Origin of the sequence: Sphingomonas sp. S2M10 (genome assembly GCF_012650175.1) — a bacterium.
GTDB lineage: Bacteria > Pseudomonadota > Alphaproteobacteria > Sphingomonadales > Sphingomonadaceae > Sphingomonas.
Genome location: NZ_JAAILI010000056.1, coordinates 95,803 through 113,255 on the forward strand (window position 1 = coordinate 95,803; position 17,453 = coordinate 113,255).

At 67.4% G+C, this 17,453-nt stretch carries 13 protein-coding genes; 7 read left to right on the forward strand and 6 right to left on the reverse strand.

Going from position 1 to position 17,453, the window contains the following annotated elements; genetic code table 11:
* Position 1 precedes the first annotated feature (1 nt).
* The 3 genes from S2M10_RS14125 to S2M10_RS14135 all read right to left on the reverse strand — a co-directional run bounded on the left by S2M10_RS14125 (position 2) and on the right by S2M10_RS14135 (position 4,887).
* Positions 2-1,186, reverse strand: coding sequence for an NF038122 family metalloprotease (locus S2M10_RS14125; RefSeq protein ID WP_168846629.1), 1,185 nt, complete (start codon positions 1,184-1,186; stop codon positions 2-4).
* Between the two features lie 285 nt (positions 1,187-1,471).
* Complete coding sequence (gene acnA / locus S2M10_RS14130; RefSeq protein WP_168846630.1) at positions 1,472-4,147, reverse strand: aconitate hydratase AcnA; 2,676 nt, start codon at positions 4,145-4,147, stop codon at positions 1,472-1,474.
* A gap of 251 nt (positions 4,148-4,398) precedes the next feature.
* Positions 4,399-4,887, reverse strand: a complete 489-nt coding sequence (locus S2M10_RS14135; RefSeq protein WP_168846631.1) for a hypothetical protein — start codon at positions 4,885-4,887, stop codon at positions 4,399-4,401.
* A 147-nt stretch (positions 4,888-5,034) separates the two neighbouring features.
* Between S2M10_RS14135 and S2M10_RS14140 the strand changes: the two genes are divergently transcribed.
* Both S2M10_RS14140 and S2M10_RS14145 read left to right on the forward strand, forming a co-directional pair.
* On the forward strand, positions 5,035-5,799 hold the full coding sequence (locus S2M10_RS14140; RefSeq protein ID WP_168846632.1) for a tryptophan 2,3-dioxygenase: 765 nt from the start codon (positions 5,035-5,037) through the stop codon (positions 5,797-5,799).
* The gene (locus S2M10_RS14145) at positions 5,796-6,920 is read left to right on the forward strand and encodes an aminotransferase class V-fold PLP-dependent enzyme (RefSeq protein WP_168846633.1); all 1,125 of its coding nucleotides are present in this window, start codon (positions 5,796-5,798) and stop codon (positions 6,918-6,920) included. The genes S2M10_RS14140 and S2M10_RS14145 overlap by 4 nt, the downstream gene beginning before the upstream one ends.
* Here the strand turns inward: S2M10_RS14145 and S2M10_RS14150 are convergent, their stop codons facing one another.
* Complete coding sequence (locus tag S2M10_RS14150) at positions 6,921-7,355, reverse strand: CoA-binding protein (RefSeq protein WP_168846634.1); 435 nt, start codon at positions 7,353-7,355, stop codon at positions 6,921-6,923. It abuts the gene before it with no gap.
* 3 nt (positions 7,356-7,358) lie between these two features.
* On the reverse strand, positions 7,359-8,315 hold the full coding sequence (locus tag S2M10_RS14155) for a P-loop NTPase (protein ID WP_168846635.1): 957 nt from the start codon (positions 8,313-8,315) through the stop codon (positions 7,359-7,361).
* 71 nt (positions 8,316-8,386) lie between these two features.
* Between S2M10_RS14155 and S2M10_RS14160 the strand changes: the two genes are divergently transcribed.
* The 5 genes from S2M10_RS14160 (at position 8,387) to S2M10_RS14180 (ending at position 15,836) form a co-directional block, all read left to right on the forward strand.
* Positions 8,387-9,466, forward strand: coding sequence for a protease modulator HflK (locus S2M10_RS14160; protein WP_168846636.1), 1,080 nt, complete (start codon positions 8,387-8,389; stop codon positions 9,464-9,466).
* Positions 9,463-10,314 carry a protease modulator HflC gene (locus tag S2M10_RS14165; RefSeq protein ID WP_348770607.1) on the forward strand — a complete coding sequence of 284 codons (852 nt, stop codon included), beginning with the start codon at positions 9,463-9,465 and terminating at the stop codon, positions 10,312-10,314. The genes S2M10_RS14160 and S2M10_RS14165 overlap by 4 nt, the downstream gene beginning before the upstream one ends.
* 96 nt (positions 10,315-10,410) lie before the next feature.
* On the forward strand, positions 10,411-11,928 hold the full coding sequence (locus S2M10_RS14170) for a Do family serine endopeptidase (RefSeq protein WP_168846637.1): 1,518 nt from the start codon (positions 10,411-10,413) through the stop codon (positions 11,926-11,928).
* A 69-nt stretch (positions 11,929-11,997) separates the two neighbouring features.
* Positions 11,998-13,596 carry a helicase HerA-like domain-containing protein gene (locus S2M10_RS14175; RefSeq protein ID WP_168846638.1) on the forward strand — a complete coding sequence of 533 codons (1,599 nt, stop codon included), beginning with the start codon at positions 11,998-12,000 and terminating at the stop codon, positions 13,594-13,596.
* A 293-nt stretch (positions 13,597-13,889) separates the two neighbouring features.
* Positions 13,890-15,836: an oligopeptide transporter, OPT family gene (locus S2M10_RS14180; RefSeq protein ID WP_168846639.1), complete on the forward strand. Its 1,947-nt coding sequence runs from the start codon at positions 13,890-13,892 to the stop codon at positions 15,834-15,836.
* 154 nt (positions 15,837-15,990) lie between these two features.
* Here the strand turns inward: S2M10_RS14180 and S2M10_RS14185 are convergent, their stop codons facing one another.
* Positions 15,991-17,424, reverse strand: coding sequence for a mannitol dehydrogenase family protein (locus S2M10_RS14185; RefSeq protein WP_168846640.1), 1,434 nt, complete (start codon positions 17,422-17,424; stop codon positions 15,991-15,993).
* Between the last annotated feature and the right edge of the window lie 29 nt (positions 17,425-17,453).

Below are 17,453 nucleotides of genomic sequence, written 5' to 3' on the forward strand. Positions count from 1 at the left end.
TTCAGGCGAAACGAACCTGCCGCGAGCGGTTGCGGTACCGCATCGCACCGCCGATCGCGCCGAAGCCGAGGATCAGCATGGTCCAGCTTTCGGGCTCCGGCACCGCGCCGCCCGCGGCGATCCAGGCCTGGGCCACGTCGCGCGTGGAGACCTTGTACCCGCCATTGGTCAGCACATCGACGTTCACGTTCCAGCCGATCGCATCCATCAGCGCGAGATCGGCCGAGGTGATGTCATCCATCTGTCCCAGGCAGGTATAGGGGTTCATCACGCCGACATAGTTGCTGCAGGTGTTGTTCGCCTTCCAGTGCGAAGCCTGCCAGCCATCGCCATAATCCTCGCCTGTCGAGAAATAGGCGTCGCCCTGGAAAACGGTCGCGCCGCCGTCGATCGAGAAATAGGCCGGCTCGTCGAACGCCCAGTTAAGCTCGCCATCGCCGGTGTAGCGGAACATGTCGAGCGCATAGGCCCACCAATAGTTATCGGTCTTGAACCCGGAACCGACCGAATAGTTGAAGTCGTCCGCCGCGCTGAGGAAGCCCAGCGCATGGCCCATCTCGTGAATGGCGACGCCGATGAAGTCGGCGGTGCCCGCCTGGATGCCGTCATTCGGATTGAAGTCGAACGCGAAATCGCTGGAGAACTGGATCGTCCCGTCGACCGCGGCCGCCGCCGCGCCCAGCGCCTGCGCATTCGCGCTGCTCAGCGCCATCGTGTTGCTGATCGCCTTCCCGTCCGGCGTGAGACGGGTGCCGATCGCAGCGACGCCGTCGAGCGTGGCGGGCTTGGCATAGTCCGGCACGATCGCCGAAACGCTGCCGGTGGGGCTCAGCGGTGCCAGATTCGAGAGCACGGTCGCGTCGAGCGTGCTGTTGCCCGTCGCGGCGAGCGCACCGTAATAGCTGTCGATCGGGACATAGGTGAGCAGCGTGCTGCTGGTGCCGCCAAGGATATTGGCGCCCAGCTTGGCAAAGCCGACGTCGAAGTGCAGCGTCACATTGTTGGTGAGCACGCTTTCCCAATAGCTCGCGGCAATCTTGAAGCCGAGCTCCGCCTGCGAGCCCGTCACACCGCCGATATCGTTCAGCACGATCTTGGTCTGCGCCGCTGCGGGTTGTGCAGCAGTAATCGCCAAGCCGAATGCCGCTGCCGTCGCCAGCAGTGTCTTGATCTTCGTCGTCTTCATCCGATCCCCCATTTTGGTCGATGACTTCGATCGCACCGAATCTCGGTTTACCGATCATTAACCAAGGTGATGGAGGCGACCGCATTGGGTCAAGCAGGAAATGTTACAATTCTTGTTTTGGTAAAACCTTGTGTCGCAAGACCGTCACATATCTTCACTTTCATGAATGCTTCAGCGGGCGCGATAACAACGGTCTGACGGACGATGGGCCAAGGCACCAGGGAACAAAAAAGCCGGCGCCCTCCCTGCGGAGGGCGCCGGCTTTTGCGGTGCGCGACCGACGGATCAGGCGGCGAGCTTGCGCAGCACGTAGTGCAGGATGCCGCCGTTGAGGAAATATTCCAGCTCGTTGACGGTATCGATCCGGCAGCGGGTGAGGAAGGTTTCCGACGAACCATCGGCGCGGGTGAGCTTCACTTCCACGTCCTGGCGCGGACGCAGGTCCGCGACGCCGGTGATGGTGAAGGTTTCCGAACCGTCCAGCTTCAGCGTCTCGCGGGTCACGCCCTCGGCGAACTGCAGCGGCAGCACGCCCATGCCGACCAGGTTCGAGCGGTGGATGCGCTCGAAGCTCTCGGTGATCACCGCGCGCACGCCGAGCAGGTTGGTGCCCTTCGCCGCCCAGTCGCGCGACGAACCGGTGCCATATTCCTTGCCCGCGACGATGACGAGCGCGGTGCCGTCGGCCTTGTGGCGCATCGCGGCGTCGTAAATCGGCATCACTTCGCCGGCATATTTGGTCATGCCGCCTTCGACGCCCGGCACCATCTCGTTCTTGATGCGGATGTTGGCGAAGGTGCCGCGGACCATGACTTCATCGTTGCCGCGGCGCGCGCCGTAGCTGTTGAAGTCCTTCTTCGCGACCTGGTGCGACTGGAGGAACGCGCCGGCGGGCGAATCCGCCTTGATGCTGCCGGCGGGCGAGATGTGATCGGTGGTGATCGAATCGCCCAGGATCGCCAGCGGCTTGGCGTCGACGATGTCCTGCACCGGCGCCGGGGTCATCGACATGCCCTCGAAATAGGGCGGGTTGTGGATGTAGGTCGAGCTGGTCGGCCAGGCATAGGTGTCCGACACGGTCACCGAGATGCCCTGCCAGTGGCTGTCGCCGAGATAGACGTTGCCGTAGCGCGAACGGAACATCTCGTCGTCGATGTTGGCGTTGATCAGGCCCTGGATTTCCTCGTTCGAGGGCCAGATGTCCTTGAGGAACACCGGCGCGCCGTCCGAACCGGTGCCGATCGGCGTCTCGTACATGTCCTCGGTCACCGTGCCCTTCAGCGCATAGGCGACGACCAGCGGCGGCGAGGCGAGGAAGTTGGCGCGAACGTCCGGCGAGACGCGGCCCTCGAAGTTGCGGTTGCCCGACAGCACCGAAGCGGCGACGATGTCGTTGCCGTTGATCGCGGCCGAGATCGGCTCGGCGAGCGGACCCGAATTGCCGATGCAGGTGGTGCAGCCATAGCCGACCAGGTTGAAGCCGATCGCGTCGAGATCCTCGGTGAGGCCGGCCTTGTTGAGGTAGTCGGTGACCACCTGCGAGCCAGGCGCCAGCGAGGTCTTCACCCACGGCTTTCGGGTCAGGCCCTTTTCGCGCGCCTTGCGGGCGACGAGGCCGGCGGCGATCAGCACCGACGGGTTCGAGGTGTTGGTGCAGCTGGTGATCGCGGCGATCACGACGTCGCCGTCGCCGATGTCATGGTCGCGACCCTCGACACGCACGCGCGCGGGCTGCTCCTTCTTGTACACCTTGGTCAGGTCGCCGTTGAACACTTCGTCGACGCTGTCGAGGCTGACGCGGTCCTGCGGGCGCTTCGGGCCGGCGAGCGACGGACGCACCGTCGACATGTCGAGCTCGAGCGTGTCGGTGAAGATCGGCTCCACCGCATCCTCGCCGTGCCACATGCCCTGCGCCTTGGCATAGGCCTCGACCAGCGCGACATTCTCTTCGCTGCGGCCGGTGAGGCGCATATAATCGAGCGTCTTGTCGTCGATCGGGAAGAAGCCGCAGGTCGCGCCATATTCCGGCGCCATGTTGGCGATGGTCGCGCGGTCGGCGAGCGTCATCGCGTGCAGGCCGGGGCCGTAGAACTCGACGAAGCGGCCGACGACGCCCTTGGCGCGCAGCATCTGGGTGACGGTGAGCACCAGGTCGGTGGCGGTGATGCCCTCGGCCAGCTTGCCGGTGAGCTTGAAGCCGACGACTTCGGGGATCAGCATCGACACCGGCTGGCCGAGCATCGCGGCTTCCGCCTCGATGCCGCCCACGCCCCAGCCGAGCACGCCCAGGCCGTTGACCATGGTCGTGTGGCTGTCGGTCCCGACCAGCGTGTCCGGATAGGCGATCGTAGCACCATCGGGCGCGACCGACGACCAGATCGACTGGGCGATATATTCCAGGTTCACCTGATGGCAGATGCCGGTGCCCGGCGGGACCACCGAGAAGTTGTTGAGCGCCTTGGAGCCCCACTTCAGGAACTCGTAGCGCTCGGCATTGCGCTCGTACTCGAGCTTGACGTTGTCGTCGAACGCCTGGGGCGTGCCGAACTCGTCGACCATCACCGAGTGGTCGATCACGAGGTGCACCGGCACCAGCGGGTTGATCTTGGCCGCGTCGCCGCCGAGCTTGGTGATCGCGTCGCGCATTGCCGCCAAGTCGACCACGCAGGGCACGCCGGTGAAGTCCTGCATCAGCACGCGCGCGGGGCGATACTGGATTTCACGGCTGGGGGCCTTGGGGTTCTGCTGCCAGTCGACGATCGCCTGGGCATCTTCCGGCGTGACGGTCACGCCGTCGTCGAAGCGGAGCATGTTCTCCAGCAGCACCTTCATCGAGAAGGGCAGGCGGCTGATGTCGCCGAGCTTCGCCGCCGCCTTGGGGAGCGAGTAGAAGCTGTAGGTCTTGCCGGAGACGGTGAGCGAGTCACGCGTGCCGAGCGTATCGTTGCCGATGGCGGTCATGAGGCGCGGGGTCCTTTCCCTATCTGGTCCGCCGGGCGCTCGGTGGACGCAGCCCATTATAGACCGCGCGGGCGCACCGTCGGGGGTGCTGCGAATGCGAAGATTCGCGAGGGCCTTAGCGCGGTGCGGCGGGGAGGGAAAGGGGACGTTGGTAGGGGGAAGGGTGGTGGTAGCGGTAACCTCTCCGAGCAGTCGAAGCACGGTGCAGCGATGTGGTTTCGAAGACACGTCTTCCTAGCGGCCGCAGAAGGTCAGTGCGCCGCCCGGTCGGGAATGAACATGATCGAGAGAATGAGCGCGCAAAATGCCAGTGCGAGAATCAGCCCAAGTATCAATTGCTGACGCACCGCCCGCTGGTGCGCATCCGTAGCAGGGTATGATGCAGTCCGCGCCGCCAACAGGATAGCTGCATCGGGCGCGCCAAAGAACAGCAGGTCGCCTTTCGAAGCAGGTAAATGAGCGAGCGGTGAGAAGAACAGCCCAAGGTTAAATGCGAGGGCGATTATGAACGCGATGCGTGGCCACTGCTCCCCAGGATACTCTGAACCGATCCTGTACATAAAAGCGAGGCAGGCGATCGCACACGCTATACGGTAAGTTGTCTTGAAAGGTATTCCAAACTCGTTCTCCATTGCCACCGCAACGGCTACGAACGCAAGGATCCCCAAAAGTACTAAGCAGAGACGCAAAAGACGGGCTTTCAATCCCAGCTCCGCTGATTTGCCGTCCAACACCGTCACGTGCGAGCCCCCCAACCTTCCTAAACGCTGCATACTGCATCAAACTGCCGCATTCTATCGCTTTGGCCAACGGCAAGGCGGTGGTTTACGCTCTGACTGAAGCCCCCCCCCATTGCCGTTTCCCGCCCCGCTGCTAGCGTCGCCGCCATGACCGAAGGCATGACCTATGGGCGCTATCTCGCCCTCGACCAGCTGCTCGCCGCCCAGCATCCGCTGTCGGACCGGCATGACGAGCTGCTGTTCATCATCATCCACCAGACCAAGGAGCTGTGGCTCAAGCAGATCCTCGCCGAGCTGCACCTCGCCAAGGAGCTGGTCCGCGACGGCAAGCTGATCGAGGCGTATAAGGGCCTGGCGCGGGTCAGCCGGATCCAGGCGGTGATGACGATGAGCTGGGACGTGCTCGCGACGATGACGCCCAGCGACTATACCCGCTTCCGCTCGGTGCTCGGCGGCAGCTCGGGCTTCCAGTCGGACCAGTTCCGCGCGGTCGAGACGATGCTGGGGCTGCGCGGCGGCGGGGTGCCGGGGCCGCTGACCGACGAAGCCGCCGCGCTGCCGAGCCTGTGGGACGATGCCAATGCCGCGCTCGCCGCCGCCGGCTTCGACCTGCCCGATGCCGTGCTGCACCGCGACTGGCCGACGCCCTATCAATCGAACGACGCCGTCCGCGCGGCCTGGGCGGAGGTCTACCGCGACACCAGTCGCTACTGGGATCTGTACCAGCTCGCCGAAAAGCTGGTCGATATCGACGATGCGATGGCGACCTGGCGGCACAAGCACGTCCTAACCGTCAGCCGGGTGATCGGCGGCAAGATGGGGACCGGCGGCACGCCGGGCGTGAGCTATCTGGAGTCGACGCTTGCCAAGCGCGCCTTCCCCGAACTCTGGTCGCTGCGGACCGACCTGTGAGCAGCTTCAAGCACCTGTTCCAGCGATCGCTGGCCGCCGCCCCCGACCGGCTGCACTTCGCCGCGCACAGCCACCATCTCTGGCCCGATGCCTCGTGGCTCGGCCAGCAGGCGGCGTGGGACGATGCCGCCCGGCTCGCCGACCGCAAATGGGGCCGGGTGATGGACGCAATCTGGCCGGCAGCCCAGGCGCATGTCGCCGCCGAGCTGCACCTGCCCGATCCCTCGACGGTGGTGTTCGCACCGAACACCCACGAACTGCTGCTGCGGATTGTTTCGGCGATGGGCCCGCGCCGGCCGCTGCGCATCCTCGCCACCGACGGCGAGTTCCACAGCTTCCGCCGCCAGTCGCTGCGATGGGAAGAGGCGGGCACGGCGGTGGTCACCCGCGTGCCGATGGGCGAGATCGTCGCCGCCGCGCAAACCGGCACCTTCGACCTGATCGTGGCGAGCCATGTCCAGTTCGGCACCGGCCATGTCTTCGATGGGCTCGCCGACCTTGCGGCGCTGGCGCGTCCCGAAGGCCCCTGGGTGCTGATCGACGGCTATCACGGCTTCATGGCGGTGGAGACGGACTTGTCGACGGTGGCCGACCGGGTCTTCTACGTCGCGGGCGGGTACAAATACGCGATGTCGGGCGAAGGCGTCGGCTTCCTCCATGCGCCGCCGGGCTTCGGGCCGCGGCCGGAGATCACCGGCTGGTATGCCGAGTTCGAGGACCTTGCCCTGCCGCCGGGCCAGATAGGCTATGCGCCCGACGCCCGACGCTTCCTCGGCGCGACCTTCGACCCTTCGGGGCTCTACCGCTTCGTCGCGGTGCGCGAGATGCTGGCGCGCGAGGGGCTGACCACGTCGGCAATCAACGCCCATGTCGCGCCGCTGCGGGCGCATTTGCTGGCTGACTTCCCGCTTGACGCCGAGCGGATCAACCCCGCCGCGCCGGATGCGCCCCAGGCCCGCTTCGTGGCGCTGCGGAGCGCCCACGCCGCGGACTGGCAGAAGGCGCTGCTGGCGGACGAGATCGTCACCGATGTGCGCGGCGACGTGCTGCGGATCGGGCTGGGCCTCTACCAGGACGCCCGCGACGTGGCGCGGCTGCGCGAGGCGCTCGCCGCGCTCTGATCAGGCGGCGGCGAGCGGTGCCAAGCCCAGCCGGCGGATCTCGATCGCCGGGCAGCGGTCCATCACCACCTTGAGCCCGGCCGCCTCGGCGCGGGCGGCGGCGTCATGGTCGATCACGTCGAGCTGCATCCATACCGACTTGGCGCCCGCGGCGATCGCCGCATCGACCACCGCGCCGGCATCCTCGGACTTGCGGAAGATGTCGACCATTTCGATCGGCACGCCGATCTGGTCCAGTTCGCGAAAGACGAACTCGCCATGCACATGCTCACCGGTAATCCGCGGATTGACCGGGATGACCCGATAGCCGTGGCGCTGCAGCAGCAGCATTACGCCATTGCTGGGTCGTTTCGGACGATCGGACGCGCCGACCATCGCAATGGTGCGCGTTTCCTCGAGTAGAGCGCGGATGTCTTCGTCACGCGTCAGCGGCATGCATCACCTCTTTAGCCATTCATAGACCGAATCGGCGAGGGTTACAAAGGATCCGGTAGACTCCGTATCCCCCGCGGCGGGGGGCATGCCTGCATCCGACGCGGCGCGGATTTCCATCGCCAGCGGGATGCGGGCGAGGAACGGGATGCCGAGCGCCCCCGCCGCCTTCTCCGCGCCGCCGCTGCCGAACGGATCGGAGACCCCGCCGCAATGTGGGCAGCAATAGCCGGCCATGTTCTCCACGAGGCCGACGATCGGCACGCCGGCCTTGTTGAACAGGTCGATCGCGCGGGTGGCGTCGATCAGCGCGAGGTCCTGCGGGGTGGAGACGATCACCGCGCCCGCGGGCTTGTGCTTCTGGATCATCGTCAGTTGCACGTCGCCGGTGCCGGGCGGCAGGTCGAGCACGAGCAGCTCGGTATCGCCCCAGTCGGCATCGACCATCTGGCCGAGCGCGCCGCCCGCCATCGGTCCGCGCCAGGCGATCGCCTGCCCCTCGGCGACGAGCCCGCCCATCGACAGCATCTTGAGCCCGAAAGCGGTTTCGATCGGCAGCAATACTTTGTCACGCGCCTGCGGCTTCACGCCCTCGACGCCCAGCAACTTGGGCTGCGAGGGGCCGTAGATATCGGCATCGACGAGCCCGACCTTGAGCCCGCGCCGGACCAGCGCGATCGCGAGATTGGCCGCGACGGTGGATTTGCCTACCCCGCCCTTGCCGCTGGCGACGGCGAGAATCCGGCGCGTGCGGCGCTCGCTGGTGAGGAGAATGCGGACTTCGGCCACGCCCGGCAGCGCGGCGGCGGCGCTGCGCACCTCGGCTTCGAGCGCGTCGCGGGTCTCGGGCGAAAGGCCGGTCACGTCGAGCACGACGTTGGCGCGGCCGCCTTCCACGCGCACGGTGGCGCGTCCGGCGGAAACGGGGGCGAGGGCGGCGGAAAGGTCCTGCGGGTCGGTCATGGCGCCGCACATAGGTACACAATCGTGCGACGCCACTGTAAATCCGCGTCGCCCTGCTTATAAAGGTCGGCATGGTGAATAGTTCTGGCCGAGACGCGCTGTCCGGCACCTTCCACAACGAGGCGCCGAAAAGCCCCTGGGGCGGCGGTTCGGATAAGGACGACGGCAATGGCGGGGGCCCGCGCAATCCGTGGTCCGTCCCGCCCGAGGGCCGGCGTGGCCGCGCCGGCTCGCCCAGCGCGTTGGACGAGCTGTGGCGTCGGGCACGCAGCGGCGGCGGCGGCGGATTGCCCGGCGTTCCCACCGGCGCGCGGCTTTGGCTGCTGATCCTCGCCGGCCTGCTGGCGGTATGGGTACTCTACACCTCGATCCACCCGATCGGCCCGCGCGAGAAGGGCGTCGTGACCTTTCTGGGCCGCTATTCGGGAACGCTCGATCCGGGAATCCAGTTCACCCTGCCCGCCCCGTTCCAGCTGGTCGACGTCGTCGACGTGGGCAATATCCGCACCGAGAATTTCCCGAACAGCGGCGAGAATCTGATGCTGACCGGCGATCAGAACATCGTCGATCTCGCCTATTCGGTCCGCTGGGACATCCGCAGCGCTTCCGATTACGTGTTCCAGATCGCCGACCCGCGGGAGACGGTGCGCGCGACGGCGGAAAGCGCCATGCGCGCGGTGATCGCCAACACCACGCTCAACGAGGCGATCGGCGAGGGCCGCTCCAAGATCGAGGCCGAGGCGCAGGTCGCCATGCAGAAGATCCTCGACGAATATGGCGCCGGCATCCGCATCCAGGGCGTCGCGATCCAGAAGGCCGCCGCCCCCGCGCAGGTGGACGACGACTTCAAGGCCGTCACCGCCGCCCAGCAGGAAGCCGAGTCGAACCGCAACAACGCCAATGCCTATGCGCAGCGCGTGATCGCTGCATCGCAGGGCGAGGCGGCCGAGTTCGACAAGATTTACGAACAGTACAAGCTGGCGCCCGAAGTGACCAAGCGCCGGCTCTATTACGAAACCATGGAGGCCGTGCTGGCCAACACCAACAAGACGATCGTCGAGGCCCCGGGCGTGAACAGCTACCTGCCGCTGCCGGCGCTGCGCCGGGGCAATGCGCCCGCCGATGCGCAGGACAATGGAGGCGCCAAGTGATCGCCTGGGCCCGCAACCCGATCGCGCTGGTCGTCGCAGTGATCGTGGTGCTGATCGTGTTGATGAGCACCGTGGCGATCGTGCCGGAGACCAAGCAGGTCGTCGTACTGCGGCTGGAAAAGCCGTACCGCACGGTAAATGCCTATCAGCCCGGCCAGGGCTTCGGCCGCACCAATGCCGGGCCGGTCTTCCGCATTCCGTTCGTCGACCGGCTGGTATGGGTGGACAAGCGCGTGCTCGACGTCGACCTTCCCGACGAGCCCGTGCTCTCCACCGACCAGCTGCGGCTCGAGATCGACGCTTATGCCCGCTACCGCGTCACCGATCCGCTCCGGATGGTGGTGACGGTCGGCACCGAGGAGCGGTTGCGCGAACAGCTCCAGCCGCTGCTGCGCTCGTCGCTGCGCAACGAGCTGGGCAAGCGTCGTTCGAACACGCTGCTCAGCCCGGAGCGCGGCCAGGTGATGGACAATGTTCAGGCATCACTCCAGCGGCTCGCCAGCCAGTATGGCGTGCAGATCGTCGACGTGCGGATCAAGCAGACCGAACTGCCCTCGGGTTCGCCGCTGACCAGCGCGCTCACCCGCATGGCCACCGCGCGCCGCCAAGAGGCGGAGACGATCAAGGCGCAGGGGCTGAAGGACGCGCAGATCATCCGCGCCGACGCCCAGGCCCAGGCGGCGCAGATCTATGCGGCGGCGTTCAACAAGGATCCGAAATTCTACGACTTCTACCGCGCGATGCAGTCGTACCGGAACACCTTCCTCAGCCCGGATGCGAAGGGCGAAAGCCAGATCATCCTGTCGCCGAACAACGCGTATCTGCGGGAGTTCACCGGGCAACGATGAGTCTGTCCGCTCGTTCATATTCAAATCAGGTTCAGCCGCGCCGGGTAGAAGCGCTGGTTGAGACGAACACCATTCCTTTCGAGAGGAAATGACCCCGTGCGTTACGCCTACGCCTTGACTACTGCGATCCTGCTGGGTGGCGCTGCCACCGCACTTTCGCTCAACCAGCCGGCCGGCGCGCAGACCGCGCAGAACGAGCCCGGCACCATCCAGGCGATGGCCCCCAAGGCCGGCGCGCCGATGAGCTTCGCCGATCTGGTTGCCCGCCTCCAGCCGGCGGTCGTCAACATCTCGACGACGCAGCGCGTGAAGGTGAATGCCAATCCGTTCGCCGGTACGCCGTTCGAGATGTTCGGCCAGGGCCAGGGCCAGTCGGTGACGCGCGAGGCGCAGTCGCTGGGCTCGGGCTTCATCATCTCGGCGGACGGCTATGTCGTCACCAACAACCATGTGATCTCGGCCGGCGCGCAAGGCGCAGTGGTCGAATCGATCACGGTGACGCTGGCCGACGGCCGCGACTTCAAGGCCAAGCTGATCGGCCATGACGCGCCGTCGGACCTCGCGGTGCTGAAGATCGACGGCGCCGCGCTGCCCTTCGTCAAGTTCGGCGATTCGGCGCGTGCCCGTGTCGGCGACTGGATCCTGGCGATCGGCAACCCGTTCGGCCTGGGCGGCACCGTCACCTCGGGCATCATCTCGGCGACGCACCGCGTCACCGGCGCCGGCGCCTATGACCGCTTCATCCAGACCGATGCCTCGATCAACCGCGGCAATTCGGGCGGTCCGATGTTCGACCTGAACGGCAACGTGATCGGCATCAACTCGCAGATCCTCTCGCCCACGGGCGGCAATGTCGGCATCGGCTTCGCGATTCCGGCCGAGGAAGCCAAGCCGATCATCGACAAGCTGATGAAGGGCCAGACGATCACCCGCGGCTATCTCGGCATCGCGATGCAGGACCTGACCAAGGACCTCGCCGCCGGTTTCGGCCTGCCCTCGGACCGCGGCACGCTGGTCGCGCGCGTCGAGCCGGGCCAGCCGGCGGAGAAGGCGGGGATCAAGCAGGGCGACGTGATCGTCAAGGTCAACGGCCGCGACGTGACGCCCGAGCAGACGCTGTCCTACATCGTTGCCAACGTCACCCCGGGCACGCGCATCCCGGTGGAGCTGCTCCGCGACGGCAAGCGCCAGACGGTGAACGTCACGGTCGGCACGCGGCCGCCCGACGAGCAGCTCGCCCAGTTCGATCCGAACGACCAGGACGGCGCGCAGGGCGACGACGGCGACGATGGCAGCAGCGCCGCCACGGCGCCGACGGCATTGCTCGGGATCGGCGTGACCCCGCTGACCCCGCAGATCGCGCGTTCGATCGGTGTCGATCCGTCGATGGGCGGCGTGGTGATCCTGGGCGTCAACCCAAGCAGCGACGCAGCCGGCAAGGGCCTGCAGCGCGGCGACGTGATCGTCTCGATCAACCAGCAGCCGGTGCGCACGGTGGCGGACCTGACCAAGGTCGCCGCTGCCGCCAAGGCTGCCGGTCGCAAGCAGGTGGTGCTGTACGTCCAGCGCCGCAATCAGGGCAATTACATCCCGGTCGGCCTCGCCGCCAACTAAACGCCCGCGAAAGCGGCTGACCAAGGCCCGTTTCTTCCCTATGCCTGCCCCTTCAGAGAGGAGCGGAAAATGGCGGAAGAGACGGGCCTTTTCGTTGGAGCAGCCGGGGACGCGCGGATCGAACTGAATCTGCGCCGCGCCAATCGCCACGGGCTGATCGCGGGGGCGACCGGCACCGGCAAAACGGTGACGCTGCAGGGCCTGGCCGAAGGGTTCTCCGCCGCCGGCGTGCCGGTGTTCGTGGCCGACGTGAAGGGCGATCTGGGCGGGCTGGGCATGGCCGGGTCGCCGCTCGCCAAACCGCATGCCGCGTTCGCCGCGCGCGCGCAGGCGATCGGCGACGACCGCTGGCACTATCAGGCGATGCCGGTGCAGCTGTGGGACCTGTTCGGCGAACAGGGCCACCCGATCCGCGCCACCGTCTCCGAGATGGGGCCGCTGCTGCTCGCGCGCCTGATGGACCTGAACGAAGTGCAAGAAGGCGTGCTGACCATCGCCTTCCACGTCGCCGATGCCGAAGGGCTGCTGCTGCTCGACCTCGACGATTTGCAGGCGATGCTCGCCCACTGCGCCGAGCGCGCCGAGGAACTGAGCACCACCTATGGCAATGTCTCGAAACAGAGCGTCGGCGCGATCCAGCGCCAGCTGCTCCAGCTGCGCTCCCAGGGCGGCAGCCATTTCTTCGGCGAGCCGGCGCTCGGCATGCAGGATTTCCTGGCGCACGACGACACCGGTCGCGGCGTGATCAACATCCTCGCCGCCGACAAGCTGATGGCGAGCCCGCGGCTCTATGCCAGCTTCCTGCTCTGGCTGCTCTCCGAGCTGTTCGAGACGCTCCCCGAGATCGGCGATCCCGACAAGCCGGTGCTCGTCTTCTTCTTCGACGAGGCGCATCTGCTGTTCGACGATGCGCCCAAGGCGCTGCTCGAGAAGATCGAGCAGGTGGTGCGGCTGATCCGATCGAAGGGCGTCGGCGTCTATTTCGTCACCCAGAACCCGATCGACATTCCCGAGGACGTGGCGGCCCAGCTCGGCAACCGAGTCCAGCATGCGCTGCGCGCCTTCACCCCGCGCGACCAGAAGGCGATCCGCGCCGCCGCCGAGACCTTTCGGGCGAGCCCCGGGCTCGACGTGGCGACCGCGATCACCGAGCTGGCGGTGGGCGAGGCGCTGGTCTCGCTGCTCCAGGCGGACGGGTCGCCCGCGCCGGTAATGCGCACGCTGATCCGCCCGCCAGCCTCGCGCGTCGGCCCGCTGGCGCCGGACGAGCGCAAGGTGCTGGTCGAGACCGACGCGGTCGGTGCCAGGTACGACACCGCGATCGACCGCGAGTCGGCCGAGGAGCTGCTCGCCGCCAAGCGCGCCGAGGCGAGCGCCGCTGCCGCCGAGGCCCAGGCCCGGGATGCCGCCGAAAAAGCCGCCGCGGCGCAGGCCAAGGAAGACGCCCGCCGCGCGAAGGAGGAAGAACGCGCCCGCATCGCCGCCGAGCGCGAGGCAGCGAACAACCCGCTCAACCGCGCGATCCGCTCCGCTAGCCGCTCGGCCTCCTCGGCGGCGGGGCGTGCGGTGGCCAACGAGGTCAGCAAGGCGGTGTTCGGCAGCAAGGGCGGCGGGGGCGTTCTGGGCCAGGTGGTACGCGGCGTGCTGGGCGGGCTGTTCCGCGGCTGATGGGCGGGAAAAGCCTGTCTTTTCGGTGCCGCCGGTGTCACGGTAACGACAATGCGACGGCGAGGGTGCCCATGCTGATCCCGAAAGACTGCGGCCAGATGCCGCAGGGACGGTGGTTGTGCGCGCCCTCCTCGCTACCCTGCGTCATCCCCGCGAGGGCGGGGATCCACTGGCGCTGGTCTGTCGGTTCTTTCCGCGACCGGCACGGCGAATGGATTCCCGCCTTCGCGGGAATGACGGCAGTTTTTGGTCGGGGCTTGATCGCCCCCTCTCACTTTCGGAGCCTTTAGCGCATGGCCATTGCCCCTGCTCGCGCGCCGCTTGAACTCACGCTGCGCGGCGTGCTGCTCGGCGGCGCAATCACGCTGCTGTTCACCGCCGCCAATGTCTATCTCGGCCTGAAGATCGGCCTGACCTTCGCGACATCGATCCCCGCTGCGGTGATCTCGATGGCGATCCTGCGCTTCTTTCCCGGCTCGACGATCCTCGAGAACAATATCGTCCAGACCGTCGCCAGCGCGGCGGGGACGCTGGCGGCGATCATCTTCGTGCTGCCGGGGCTGGTGATGATCGGCTGGTGGAACGGCTTCCCCTATGTCGAGACCGCCGCGATCACGATGTTCGGCGGCATTCTCGGGGTGATGTTCTCGGTGCCGCTGCGGCGTGCGCTGGTCGTCGATTCGCCGGACCTGCCCTATCCCGAAGGTCGCGCCGCCGCCGAGGTGCTGCAGGTCGGCGCCGGCAGCCGCGAGGGTGCCGAGGAAAGCGCGCGCGGGCTGAAGGTGATCGTGGTCAACGCGGTGGCCGCGGCGGGCTTCGCGCTGGTCACCCGGATGCGGCTGGCAGCCGAGGAAGGCGCGCTGTTCTTCAAGGCGGGCGCGGGCTCCACCGGCATCATCGGCGGGCTGCAGTTCGCGCTGATCGGCGCGGGCCACCTGATCGGCCTTACCGTCGGCATCGCCATCCTGGTCGGTGTCGCGATCGGCTGGTGGATCGCGCTGCCGATCCTCAACGCCGGCATGCCTGGTGCGGCGGAGGTGGTGGCCAACACCGTGTTCCGCAGCGATGTGCGCTTCCTGGGTGCCGGCACGATCGGCATGGCGGCGATCTGGACCTTGCTCAAGATCATCGGGCCGGTGGTGGGCGGCATCCGCTCCTCGCTCCGCGCCTCGGCCGCTGCGCGTAGCGGCGCGGTGGTGCCGATCGGCGAGCGCGACCTGCCGATCACCATCGTTGCGGTGGTGACGCTCGGCATGCTGCTGCCGATCGGCTGGCTGCTGTGGAGCGTGCTGGCGGCCGGGCCGCTCTCCGCCTCGGCGGGGCTGCTGGTGGCGGGCTCGCTGGCGTTCGTGCTGGTCGTCGGGCTCGTGATCGCCTCGGTGTGCGGCTATATGGCGGGGCTGATCGGCGCGTCGAACAGCCCGGTCTCGGGCATCGGCATCCTCTCCGTGGTCGCCGCCGCGCTGATGCTGGTCGGCCTGTTCGGGCGCGACCTGGAGCCCGATACCACCCAGGCGCTGATCGCCTATGCGCTGATCGTCACCGGCATCGTGTTCGGCGTGGCGACCATCTCCAACGACAATCTCCAGGACCTCAAGACCGGCCAGCTGGTGGGTGCGACGCCGTGGAAGCAGCAGGTCGCGCTGATTTTCGGCGTGATCTTCGGCAGCCTGGTCATCCCCCCGGTGCTGAGCGTGCTCAATGCCTCGTTCGGCTTCGCCGGGGTGCCGGGCGCCAGCGCCGATGCGCTGCCCGCTCCGCAGGCGGCGCTGATCTCGTCGCTCGCCAAAGGCGTGCTGGGCGGCGACCTGCGCTGGGACCTGATCGGCGTCGGGGCGCTGATCGGCGCGGGGGTGATCCTGGTGGACGAGCTGCTTGCCCGCACCACCAAGCTGCGCCTGCCGCCGCTGGCGGTGGGCCTCGGCATCTACCTGCCGATGGGGGTTACGCTGACCGTGGTGGTCGGCGCGGTGATCGGCTGGTTTTACGACCGCGCGGCCGAACGCGCCCGCGATCCCGAGTTCGTCAAGCGGATGGGCGTGCTGATGGCGACCGGCATGATCGTCGGCGACAGCCTGTTCGGGGTGCTCTACGCGGGCGTGGTGTACGAGACGGGGAGCGAGTCGCCGCTGGCACTGGTCGGGCCCGGGTTCGCGGGCGTGGCGCTGGCGGGCGGCACGGCGCTGTTCCTGGCGATCACCGCGGGGCTGTATCTCTATACGAGGCGCCAGGCGCGGTGATCATCTGATCCTCTCCTGTAAGGGGAGGTGGCGCGCGTAGCGCGACGGAGGGGTGTCGAGGCTGAATTGGCGCGAGCAACTTCAGCCGGGACACCCCTCCACCGCCGCCTGCGGCGGCGGTCCCCCTCCCCCTCCGGGGGAGCATCTTCGAGGATCAGCCTGCGAGCAGATCGCCCAGCTGGCCGGCCTGGATCGCAGCGAACGCCGCAGCCAGCGCCTCGCGATATCGCGCATCCTCCGCCACGCGCGCCGGGAAGACCTGCCGCAGCGCCAGCACCGCCTCTACCGATGCCGCGTCCGTAGCAGCCGCAGCGAGCACTTCCGCCAGCGGATCGGTGATCGTCTCGCCTGCCTTGGCCTTGGCGCCCAGGAATGCGATCCACGCGGCCACTGGCACCGCCAGCCGTTCCACGGAGCGCCCGGCATCCAGCGCCGCTGCCGTCGTATCCAGCAACCGATACGGCAGCTTCTGCGACCCGTCCCAGGCGATCTGCGCCAGCAGATGCCGTATCGCCGGGTTGCGGAAGCGATCGAGCACCGCATCGACATAGCTGCCCACGTCCAGCCCATCGACCGGCCCCAGCGACGCCGCGATATCCTGATGCGCCAGCCGCGTCACGAAGCCGCCCAGCGCCCCGTCCGACATTGCCTCGAACACCGTCTCATGGCCCAGCAGCAGGCCGATATAGGCGAGGCTCGAATGGCTGCCGTTGAGGATGCGCAGCTTGGCCTGCTCATAGCCGCGCACGTCATTGGTCAGCGTGACGCCCGCCGCGGCAAGGTCCAGACCATCGGCCATGTCGAAGCGCTGCAGCACCCATTGGGTGAAGGATTCGCGCTGCACCGCCGCGTGGTCCTCGACGCCGAGATCGCCCGCGACTTTGGCGAGGAAAGCGGTGTCGCTGGCGGGCGTGATCGAATCGACCATTGAGTCCGGGAATGCCACCTCCGCCGCGATCCAGTCGGCAAGGTCCCCATCCCATTCGCGCGCGAGTGCCACGCACGCGGCGCGGAGCTTGCCGCCATTGCCGGTCATGTTGTCGCAGCAGAGCATCGCGAAGGGCGGCACGCCCGCCGTGCGGCGATCGGCGAGCCCGGTGACGACCCAGCCGATCACGCTCGCCGGCTCTTCGGGACGGGTGCGATCGTGAACGATGTCAGGATGATTCATGTCGAGCGTGCCGTCGCCGCCCAGGCAATAGCCCTTCTCGGTCACGGTGCTGGTGGCGATCCGCACCTCGGGGCTGGCGAGCAGTGCGCGGAGGCGAGCGCCTTCGCCGGGGCCGATCGCATCCGAATGCGCCGCGATGATCCGCGTCGAGGGCTCGCGGTCGATCACCGCCAGTGTGTAGAGCCCATCCTGCGCCTTGAGCGCATCGGTGGTGGTGCCGCTGCGCAGCGACACCGCGGCGATGCCCCAGCGCGGATCGCTGTCCAGCACCTTGTCGATGAACGCCGCCTGGTGGGCGCGGTGGAAGGCGCCGGGCCCGAAATGGACGATACCGGTGCGGATCACGGCCGGGTCATGGCCGGGGCGGAGGGTGCCGGCGGGGAGCCTGGCGAGCGAAGCGCGCGAAAGCATGGTCATATGGTCAGGCCAATCAGACCCGACGGGTA